At 67.8% G+C, this 9,751-nt stretch carries 12 protein-coding genes; 3 read left to right on the top strand and 9 right to left on the bottom strand.

Annotation, left to right across the window (positions count from 1 at the left end):
- Positions 1 to 366: 366 nt before the first annotated feature.
- A complete protein-coding gene (locus tag A5791_RS18750) occupies positions 367 to 1,023 on the top strand; it encodes a glycosyltransferase family 2 protein (protein ID WP_067240069.1) in 657 nt (218 codons plus the stop codon).
- Positions 1,020 to 1,682, top strand: a complete 663-nt coding sequence (locus tag A5791_RS18745; protein ID WP_067240067.1) for a DUF2064 domain-containing protein — start codon at positions 1,020 to 1,022, stop codon at positions 1,680 to 1,682. The genes A5791_RS18750 and A5791_RS18745 overlap by 4 nt, the downstream gene beginning before the upstream one ends.
- 69 nt (positions 1,683 to 1,751) lie before the next feature.
- Here A5791_RS18745 and A5791_RS18740 read toward each other — a convergent pair whose 3' ends face one another.
- From A5791_RS18740 to A5791_RS18700, 9 genes are all read right to left on the bottom strand, one after another.
- The gene (locus A5791_RS18740; protein ID WP_067240065.1) at positions 1,752 to 3,104 is read right to left on the bottom strand and encodes a hypothetical protein; all 1,353 of its coding nucleotides are present in this window, start codon (positions 3,102 to 3,104) and stop codon (positions 1,752 to 1,754) included.
- An 11-nt stretch (positions 3,105 to 3,115) separates the two neighbouring features.
- Complete coding sequence (gene menE / locus A5791_RS18735) at positions 3,116 to 4,189, bottom strand: o-succinylbenzoate--CoA ligase (RefSeq protein ID WP_067240074.1); 1,074 nt, start codon at positions 4,187 to 4,189, stop codon at positions 3,116 to 3,118.
- Between the two features lie 68 nt (positions 4,190 to 4,257).
- Positions 4,258 to 4,569 carry a DUF3349 domain-containing protein gene (locus A5791_RS18730; RefSeq protein WP_067240063.1) on the bottom strand — a complete coding sequence of 104 codons (312 nt, stop codon included), beginning with the start codon at positions 4,567 to 4,569 and terminating at the stop codon, positions 4,258 to 4,260.
- Between the two features lie 50 nt (positions 4,570 to 4,619).
- Positions 4,620 to 4,910: a hypothetical protein gene (locus A5791_RS18725; RefSeq protein WP_067240061.1), complete on the bottom strand. Its 291-nt coding sequence runs from the start codon at positions 4,908 to 4,910 to the stop codon at positions 4,620 to 4,622.
- A complete protein-coding gene (locus A5791_RS18720; RefSeq protein WP_067240057.1) occupies positions 4,907 to 6,151 on the bottom strand; it encodes an inorganic phosphate transporter in 1,245 nt (414 codons plus the stop codon). The genes A5791_RS18725 and A5791_RS18720 overlap by 4 nt, the downstream gene beginning before the upstream one ends.
- A 97-nt stretch (positions 6,152 to 6,248) precedes the next feature.
- Entirely contained in the window at positions 6,249 to 6,656 is a 408-nt protein-coding gene (locus A5791_RS18715; protein WP_067240055.1) for a VOC family protein, read from the bottom strand.
- Between the two features lie 44 nt (positions 6,657 to 6,700).
- A complete protein-coding gene (locus tag A5791_RS18710) occupies positions 6,701 to 7,582 on the bottom strand; it encodes an SDR family oxidoreductase (RefSeq protein WP_067240052.1) in 882 nt (293 codons plus the stop codon).
- A gap of 85 nt (positions 7,583 to 7,667) precedes the next feature.
- Positions 7,668 to 8,570 carry a 1,4-dihydroxy-2-naphthoyl-CoA synthase gene (locus A5791_RS18705; protein WP_067240045.1) on the bottom strand — a complete coding sequence of 301 codons (903 nt, stop codon included), beginning with the start codon at positions 8,568 to 8,570 and terminating at the stop codon, positions 7,668 to 7,670.
- Positions 8,567 to 9,046 carry a nitroreductase family deazaflavin-dependent oxidoreductase gene (locus tag A5791_RS18700; protein WP_067240042.1) on the bottom strand — a complete coding sequence of 160 codons (480 nt, stop codon included), beginning with the start codon at positions 9,044 to 9,046 and terminating at the stop codon, positions 8,567 to 8,569. Before A5791_RS18700 ends, A5791_RS18705 begins: the two co-directional genes overlap by 4 nt.
- A gap of 62 nt (positions 9,047 to 9,108) precedes the next feature.
- Between A5791_RS18700 and A5791_RS18695 the strand changes: the two genes are divergently transcribed.
- A complete protein-coding gene (locus A5791_RS18695; RefSeq protein WP_067240071.1) occupies positions 9,109 to 9,528 on the top strand; it encodes a PPOX class F420-dependent oxidoreductase in 420 nt (139 codons plus the stop codon).
- The last annotated feature ends 223 nt before the right edge of the window (positions 9,529 to 9,751 follow it).

Raw genomic sequence — 9,751 nt, 5'->3', positions numbered from 1 at the left:
GCGGTGGCGCGTAGCCGTAATGGACTCCCGGATCACCGGGCGGCGGCGGATAGTGGGGCGACTGGAATGAGGCTGCCTGCGTTGGGTGTTCGTCAAAGGGCTGCATAGGTGCTTCCGGTGCTCGGGTTGTCGCGGCTGCGTCTACTGACTGGTGGGTCAACTTTCTCGGGCGCGTTGCACTCCCATGCCCCCTAGGTTCACGGCGGTCAGCCGTTCCGCCGCTGCAGTGTGGGCCACAGTTAACCACAGCCGGCGAGGAAGTTCTGGGCGAGATGGGAAAGTCGCCGCTTGCCCGCCTCCGTCGCAGCAAATCGTTTTCCATGGCGGCGATCCGGGTGGTCCCGGCCCGCGCTAATGTCGGTTGCCATGCCCGAGGACGCGGTAACGGTGGTGCTGCCCTGCCTCGACGAAGAGGAGTCGCTGCCCGCGGTGCTGGCCGCCATTCCCGCCGGCTATCGGGCATTGGTGGTCGACAACAACAGCACCGACGACACGGCCGCGGTCGCGCGCCGCCACGGCGCCGAGGTGGTCGCCGAACCACGGCCGGGGTATGGCTCGGCGGTGCATGCGGGCGTGGTCGCGGCGACGACGCCGATCGTGGCCGTCATCGATGCCGACGGTTCGATGGACGCCGCCGACCTGCCCCGGCTGGTCGCCGAGTTGGGCCGGGGCGCCGACCTGGTGACCGGCCGGCGGCGGCCGGTGCAGGGACTGCACTGGCCGTTGGTCGCCCGGATCGGCACCGTGGTGATGAGCTGGCGGCTGCGCTCTCGGCACGGCCTGCCGGTGCACGACATCGCCCCGATGCGGGTGGCCCGGCGAGCGGACCTGCTGAACCTGGGTGTCGTCGATCGACGGTCGGGGTATCCGCTGGAACTGCTGGTTCGTGCCGCGGCCGCCGGCTGGCGTGTCGTCGAAGTCGACATCACCTACGGTCCGAGGACAGGCGGCAAGTCGAAAGTCAGCGGCTCGCTGCGGGGGAGCATCACCGCGATCCTCGACTTCTGGAAGGTGATTTCTTGAGCGGCTTGCCGGTGACCCTGTTGGTGGTCGCCAAGGCGCCGGAACCTGGCCGCGCCAAGACCCGGCTTGCGACGTCCGTTGGCGATCGGGTCGCCGCCGAGATCGCCGCCGCCGCCTTGCTGGACACGCTGGACGCGGTGGCGACCACACCGGCGTCCGCGCGGGTGGTGGCACTTACCGGCAACCTGGCCGCGGCGGTCCGCGGCGCCGAGATCCGCTCGCGGCTGGAATCGTTCACGGTGATCGAGCAGCGCGGCGACGGCTTCGCGGACCGGCTGGCCAACGCACACGCCGATTCGGCCGACGGATCTCCGGTGCTGCAGATCGGCATGGACACCCCGCAGGTGACCGCCGACTTGTTGACCGGCTGCGCGCGCCGGCTGCTGGCGGCGCCGGCGGTGCTGGGATTGGCCTGCGATGGCGGATGGTGGGTGCTCGGAGTGCAGACGCCCGTTATGGCGGAATGCCTGCGGACCGTCCCCATGTCTCAGCCCCAGACCGGGCAGCTCACATTGAAGGCGTTGCACGACAACGGTATTGCCGTGGCAACAGTTCAAGAGCTGGCGGACTTCGATGTCGTCGACGACATCGAAGGCGTACGTGATGCCTGCGCACCCGGCAGTCGTTTCGCACGCGTCACCCGTGCGGCCGGCCTCTGACCGTAGGGCGAGCAGACGCAAAAGCACCCAAATGCCCGGCGTGTCGCGTGTTTTTGCGTCTGCTCGCGCCTACCAGTTCGTGAAGATGACGCTGTTTACAAGCAGGGCTCCAATGACGTTGAGCGCCAACCACAGCCGGTGCGACTTCAACGGCAGCAGCGCGGGCGCCGCGGTCAGCCAGATGGTGAAAGGCAGCCAGATTCGTTCGGTCTCGGCCTTGCTCAGCATGCTCAGGTCGGCGAGCACGATGGCCGCCAGCATCGCCAGCAGCAACAGGTGAAAACCCGATCGCCGACGGATTGCGGCGCTATCGAAAACGCGGCTGATGCCCGCGACGCTGCCCAGCCCGATCGCGCACACCACACACGCCAGATTCGCCCACCACCAGTACTGGAACGGCCGATCCTTTGCGATGCCCTGCCAATAGCGTTGCTGCACAAGGGTATAGCCGTCGAACCAGTAGAATCCGGCGACAGCGAAAGCGACCGCAACCGCTATCGCGGCCAGGGCGGCCGGGCCGAGCGCCCGCAGTGACGCGCGCCAATCCGCGGCCGACACCAGCACTACCAGCGCCGCAAGCCCGATCAGCATCACACCGTAACTGAGGAACACGCCCCAGCCCAGCAGCAGGCCCGCCCCGGCGGCTGCCAAAGCGGGCAACCGAACCCGCCCGTGTACCGCGAGTGCCAACAGCGCGATTCCCCACGCCGCGACTCCGGCGAAGTACCCATCGGCCGAGACCGCGACCCAGATCGCCGTCGGTGCAACCGCGACGAACGGCGCGGCGCGCCGCGCGGTCTGCTCGCCGGCCAGCGCCCGGACGGCGATCACCACCGCCGCCGCCGCACTGGAGCCGACCAGCAGGCACAGCAGCCCGGCCCACGCGCCGCCGCGCAGTCCGATGCGGTCCAGCCACACGAACGTCAACAGTGCACCCGGTGGATGGCCCGAGATGTGCGTGACCCATGAGTCCGGCTGGAAGTCGACGATCCGGCTGGCGAACGTGCGCAGGGTGGCGGGGAGGTCGGTGACGCCGGGCACCTGCGCCAGGTATTCGTCGCGAGTGGTCAACCGGCCGGCGAAGCCGCGCTGCCAACCGTCGATCATCGCCAGCGCAAACGCCCACCCGCCGGCGGTAAGCCAGCTGCACAGCGTCAGCATCCGCCACGAAAGCCGTTGTGCAATGGACGTTCCCCACAACACGACCGCCAGCGCAAGCACGATCGCCGGCGCGGTGCCCCAGCCGGCATGGACATCCCAATAGCCGAAGATCGGCGTCGCGCCCGTCCGGGTGCCGAACCGGTCCACACCGGTGTCGCGGCGCGGGTCGACGCCCAGGTGCATCCGCGGCAGTATCACCGCAGCCGCCACCAACACGGTTCCGGCCGCTACCGCGATCAATTCCCGGCGCGCCACCTTCACGGTCGACCAGCCTATTGATCGCCCGCGAACCGGTGTGCCAACGCCGTCCGGTCCACCTTGCCGATGCCGCGGCGCGGCAGCGCGTCGACGACGTGTAGCTCGCGCGGCGCGGCGGTGGCGTCCAGTGTGTGGGTCAGATGCTCACGTAGCGCCTCCAGCGTCGGGGCCCCACATCCGTCGCGCACCACCACCGCGGCAACCACCCGCTGGCCCAGCCGCTCGTCCGCAACGCCGAAAACCGCACACTCGCCGACGGCGGGGTGGGTGCACAGTGCGGCCTCGACAGGTTCGGGCAGCACTGTCAGCCCGCCCGTGCTGATCGCGTCGTCGGCGCGGCCCAGCACGGTCAGCACGCCCGAATCATCCAGGGCGCCAAGGTCGTCGGTACGGAACCAGCCGGGCTCGGCGAACGGGTCGGGATCGACCGGGTTGCGATAACCCTTGGCCAGCGTGGCGCCGCCGAGGACGATGCGACCGTCGTCCGTCACTCGCACCCACACGCCGGGCAGGGCGACACCGTCGTAAACGCAGCCGCCCGCGGTTTCGCTCATTCCGTAGGTCTGTACCAGGGCAATGCCGGCGGCCGTGGCGGCGTCGAGGATGGACGGCGGCAACGGTCCGCCGCCGATCAGCACGGCGTCCAATTCGGCCAGCGCGGCCGTCGCCGCCGGGTCGGTGAGCGCCTTCCCCAATTGGTTGGCGACCAGCGACGTATATCGCCTTCCGGAGCCCAATCGCTCTACCGCAGTGGGTAATTCGGCGACGTCGAAGCCGCCCGACACGTCCAGCTCGACGGGCGCGGTATCGGCGAGCACGCTGCGCACCAGCACCTGGACCCCGGCGATGTGATACGGCGGCACCGCCAGTAGCCAGCTGCCCGGGCCACCGAGCCGGTCGTGGGTGGCCGACGCGCTGGCGGTCAGCGCATCGGCGGTCAACAGCGCGCCCTTGGGGATACCGGTGGTTCCCGATGTCGTCACCACCAGGGCCACGTCGTCGTCGATAGCTTCTCCGACTCGCAACGCGGAGGAAGGTTCCTGCCGCGGCGCCACCGGAATCAGCGCGGGATCACGTCCGTCGAGCACCCGCTGCAGCGCGGGCAACAACGTCCGAACGGCACCGCCCGGCGGGACGGTGAGCGCACGCAGGACGGCTATGCGCGGTCTCCGTTGCCGGGGGCGTCGCGGGCGTCGTCGAGCGGCCAGCCCTTGGCGGCCAACCGCGTTCGGACTCGCTCGATGTCGGCCGGTGACGGCAGCTCGTCGGTGAATTTGTTGATCACCACGCCGATGTCTATATGGTCGAATTCGCCGCGCTGCATCAGCTCGTTGGCCACCAGCTTGACCTCGTCGTTGGTCAATCGGCGGGCCAGCAAGGCGAGCACCGCAAAAGAGTCTGTCGGCGGAATGCCCTCCGGATATCCCGCGCGCAGCCACGAGACGATCGAGGTGAGAAATCGGTTCACGCTCTTACTCCGCGCGTTGGCTCGGCACTCCGGGGGACGACGACTCGATGCTACTTGGGTTTTGCGCCCAGGAACGGATAGCCGAGGTGATGCGCGATGAAATCGCGGGCGATGTAAAGCACGCCGAGCACGACCACCGCGACCACCAACGCGTAAATCAGCCAGGCGAGCGCGATCAGCACCGGGTTCCGTTTCGGTGTGGCACCGCCGATCCCGACCGCACCGGCGCCGTGGGCCTGCAGGCGCACCCCGAGCGCGAACAAGGCGGGCAGTGCCGCACCGGCCAGCATGCTGAAGATCAGGATTTTGAGCGTGGCTTCGTAGTTGAACCAGGCGTTCATGATGCGGTCCGCGCGGGCAGAGTGTCACCGGAATCCGAGTCGTAGGGTGGCGCGGGCGCGCCCGACTTAGGGTCCAAATCGGGTGGTGGCGGCTCGGCCGATTCTTCGAGCCCGGCGGTCAGGGTGCCTTCCCATTCGGCGTTGACGTTGTGGTGGTCGACCTTGACCCGGCGCGACCGCAGGTAGATGGTGCCCGAGATCGCCACCAGGAGCGAGAAGCCGATGATCGCGCCCGGGTATCCGCCGATGAGGTGGACGATCAAGTAGGTGACCGCCCCGACCAGCCCGGCCAGTGGAAGCGTCACCAGCCACGCCGTCACCATCCGGCCGGCCACCCCCCAGCGCACCTCGCCGCCCGGCTTGCCCAGCCCGCTGCCCAGCACCGAACCGGTGCAGACCTGTGTGGTCGACAGCGCGTAGCCGAAGTGCGCGGACAGCAAAATCACTGCGGCCGACGACGATTCGGCGGCCATACCCTGCGGCGACTGAATCTCGACCAGCCCCTTGCCCAGGGTCCGGATGATCCGCCAGCCACCCAGGTACGTGCCGGTGGCCATCGCTACCGCGCAACTCACGATGACCCACAGCGGCGGCGTGGCCGCCGTCTTGCTGACCGCCCCGTACGACATGAGCGCCAGGAAGATGATGCCCATCGTCTTCTGCGCGTCGTTGGTGCCGTGTGCCAGCGAGACCAGCGACGCCGAGCCGATCTGGCCGCGCCGGAAACCGCTCGCGGTGCGCTTTTCCGGGACGCCGCGGGTAATCCGGTACACGAGCCAGGTCGCTGTCGCGCCGACGATGACCGCCAGCACCGCGGACACGACGGCCGGGATGATCGCCTTGGACACCACGCCCTTCCAGATCACCCCGTGCCCGCCGACGGCGGCGATGGTGGCGCCGACGATGCCGCCGATCAGTGCGTGCGAGGAACTGGACGGGATACCGAGCAGCCAGGTCAACAAATTCCAGACGATGCCGCCGACCAGGCCGGCAAACACCAACTCCAGCGTTACCAGGTTCGCGTCGATCAGACCCTTGGCAATCGTCGCCGCGACGGCGGTGGACAAGAACGCGCCCACCAGGTTGAGCACCGCGGACAGGGCGACTGCTGCTTTTGGTGCCAGCGCGCCGCTGGCGATCGAGGTCGCCATGGCATTGCCGGTGTCATGGAAGCCGTTGGTGAAGTCGAACGCCAATGCAGTGATCACGACGATGATCAAGAGGAACAGTTCGATGTTCACAGCGCCTGATTCTGGTGGTCGGGGGATTCGATTGTCGAATGGGCGGAGAGGCGAATCGCGGGTATATCGCGAGTCGTCGCCAGATATTAGTTCGTCGTTAACCGTCCGTTCCCCGGGGCTGCGCGCGGGTGTCTCGGCGCAGCGGGTGACCGCCTGGTACCTCGACGAAAATCAGGGTGATGCCGTCCGGGTCGGTCACATGCATCTCGTGCAGGCCCCACGGTTCCTGGCGCGCCTCGCGGGCGATCGCCACGCCGCGGCTTTCCAGCTCGGCCTGGGTCGCGCGGACGTCGCGTACCTGCAGCCACAGGGCGCCGGGAAAGGGGCCCCGGGAGTGGTCCGGGTCGCCGTAGCCGGCCAGCTCCAGCAAAGACTGGCCCGCGAAAAACACTGTGCCGGCCCCGTATTCACGTGCGATCGCCAGCCCGATCTGGTCGCGGTAAAAGCTCAGTGACCGCTGATAGTCCGCCGGCCGGAGCAGCATCCGGCTGGCCAGGATATCCATGAGGTCGTGTCTACCACGTCCGACGTCGTGCTGACCTCGGGGAGCTACTTCAGATGGCTGGCGCGCCGCTCCATCAGCGCGTTGACCCAACGCGGGCCGACGGTGTTGAGCGCGTCGAGGGCAACGGCCATCCGCGGCGCGATCCGAACCGGCCGCGTGCGGGCGGCCGTGATCATCCATTCGGCGGCTTCCTCCGGGGTCAACGCGGGCATTCCGTCGTAGGCCTTCGTCGGCTTGATCATCGGAGTGGCCACCAATGGGTAGTAGAGCGTCGTCGAATGCACCCCTCTTCGGCCCCACTCGGTTTCCACGACCCGGCTGATGGACGCCAGGGCAGCTTTCGACGCGTTGTACACCCCGAACATCGGCGACGCCTCCGACATCACACCCCAGGTCGAGACATTGATGATGTGGCCGTCGCCGCGCTCGAGCATTCCGGGCGCGAAGCCGCGGATCAGCCGCAGCGGGCCGTAGTAGTTGAGCACCGTGACCCGCTCGACGTCGTGCCAGCGTTCCAGCGATTCGGCCAGCGGTCGTCGTATCGATCGGGCGGCGTTGTTGATCAGAATGTCGATGCCGCCGATGCGCTTTTCGACGTCGGCCACCAGCGCGTCAATGGCGTCCATGTCCGAAAGGTCGCACGGAATCGACATCGCCCGGGCGCCCGCGGTGGTGATCCGGTCGGCCACGGCGTCCAGGAGATCCTGGCGGCGGGCCACAGCGACCACGGTGGCGCCGTGTTTGGCGAACAGTTCGGCGCCCGCCTCGCCGATGCCCGACGACGCGCCGGTGATCAGGACACGCTTGCCCTCGAGGCTGACCGGCTTGATCGCGGGGCGGTTGATCATCAGCTGCGGCGTAGCCGGCGGCCGCATGCTGGCCAGCACGATCTGGTCGGTGAACCGGCGAAGTGGACTCTTGCTCATCGTGCGCAGTTTAGTTTCGCCGAGATCGACCCTGGCGTGCGCTCTTCTCGGGCGATCCCGCGCCCGCGTCGATCTCGACCAAGCTCTAGAAGTAGCGCGGAAACTGACTCCAGTCCGGCGGGCGCTTTTCCAGGAACGCGTCGCGACCCTCCACGGCCTCGTCGGTCATATACGCCAGCCGGGTTGCCTCACCGGCGAACAACTGCTGACCCACCAGCCCGTCGTCCAGCAGATTGAACGCATACTTCAGCATGCGTTGCGCCTGAGGCGATTTCGCGTTGATCTCGCTCGCCCACTGCACGCCGACGCGCTCCAGGTCGGCATGGTCGACCACCTCGTTGACGGCGCCCATCTGGTGCATCTGCTCGGCGGTATACGGGCGGCCCAGGAAGAAGATCTCGCGGGCGAACTTCTGTCCCACCTGTCGGGCCAGGTAGGCGCTGCCGTAGCCGCCGTCGAAGCTGCCGACGTCGGCGTCGGTCTGCTTGAAGCGGGCGTGCTCGCGGCTGGCCAGGGTGAGGTCGCACACCACGTGCAAGCTGTGCCCACCGCCGGCCGCCCATCCGTTGACCAGGCAGATGACCACCTTGGGCATGAACCGGATCAGTCGCTGCACCTCGAGGATGTGCAGCCGGCCGGCGCGCGCTGCGTCAACGGTCTCCGCGGTGTCTCCGCTGGCGTATTGATAGCCGGAGCGTCCGCGAATGCGCTGATCGCCGCCGGAGCAGAACGCCCAGCCGCCGTCCTTCGGGGAGGGCCCGTTGCCGGTCAGCAGCACCACTCCCACGTCGGGGGACATCCGGGCGTGGTCCAGCGCGCGGTACAGCTCGTCGACGGTGTGCGGGCGAAACGCGTTGCGCACTTCGGGCCGGTCGAAAGCAACCCGCACGGTGGCGTCGGCGACGTGGCGGTGGTAGGTGATGTCGGTGAGGTCGTCGAATCCGTCGACCGGCCGCCATTGGTTGGCGTCGAATGGGTTGTCACTCAAGGGCTTTGATCTCCGTCCTGGGTGATCGGGTCGAAACGGAATACCGCGCAACGGCCGGCCAGCTCCTCGAACTCGTCGGGCCGTCCTTCCTCGACGAGTCCGGCCCGTTTCATGAAACCGACCCCGGTGGGCACCTGGCTCGGATAAACCCGCAGCAGCGGCCTGGCCTCGTCGGGTGAGAGCTCCACCGTCCGGACGCGCTCATTTTTGCGGCCGCGCGTCAGCGTGACTTCGCCTGCGGCACGGACGTTTTGCACCCAGTCCGCCCCCGGGAAGCCGCCCACGACATAGCGCTTTCCGTCGACCGTCATCGGCGTGACGGGTGTCGACCGCGGGGTGCCGGATCTGCGGCCCGGAACCGTCAGGACCACAGGGCTTTCCCCGCCGAAGCTCAGGCCCAGCCGCGACATCATGATGAAGACCTTGTTGGCTGGTTTCAGCCACCACGGCGGCTTGATCCGGTCAGCGTTGCCCATGCCGCGACGTTACCTGGCGCATCGCCGGGAATGAATCGGCAGGCGTGGAGGTCGAAGATCGTATGAAACTCAACGAAGCCGCGCGTGAGCTCATCGGAAATGGCGCCGACGCCACACTGATCACCCTTAATCCGGACGGGAGTCCTCAGGTAACACTGATCTGGGTGGCGCTGCGGTCCACACCGGACGGCGATGAGCTCGTCAGCGCACACCTCGGCGAGCACAAGAAGGTCCGCAACATGCGCCGCGATTCCCGCGTCGCGCTGACGATCGTGTCAACTGGCGACGCCGGTAAGACCATGCGGCCCTATCTCGCGGTCGAAGGGACCGCGCGGGTTGTCGAGGGCGGCGCCCCGGAATTGCTGCAGTCTCTGGCGCAGACGCTGTCCGACCCTGCCGTGTTCCCGCCTGACGACGCACCGCCCGGGTTCGTGACGCACATTCGGATCGACAAAATCGGCGGCATCGGTCCCTGGCAATAAGGTTGGTGTATTGCCGGCCCGCCCGTCGCTCCGTTCTCCGAGGAATGCGTGTCTAGCGACAAACTGCTTGGCGCGCGGGCTGATTCATCGTGGCGGGCAAATGGACTCATGTCGGGGTGCCGCGGCGGTATTCGTTGTCTTCGGCTTTGGGCGCCTCTCTGTGTCAAGTGCTGTGGTGATCGGTTGTATCGTGGCCGGTGGCTGGCCCGGTAAGTGATTGCTC

The organism is Mycobacterium sp. 852002-51163_SCH5372311 (assembly GCF_001667115.1).
In the GTDB taxonomy this organism is placed as follows: Bacteria; Actinomycetota; Actinomycetes; order Mycobacteriales; family Mycobacteriaceae; genus Mycobacterium.
Note: the sequence above shows the minus strand (reverse complement) of the source record. Positions and strands in the feature narration are given on the sequence as shown.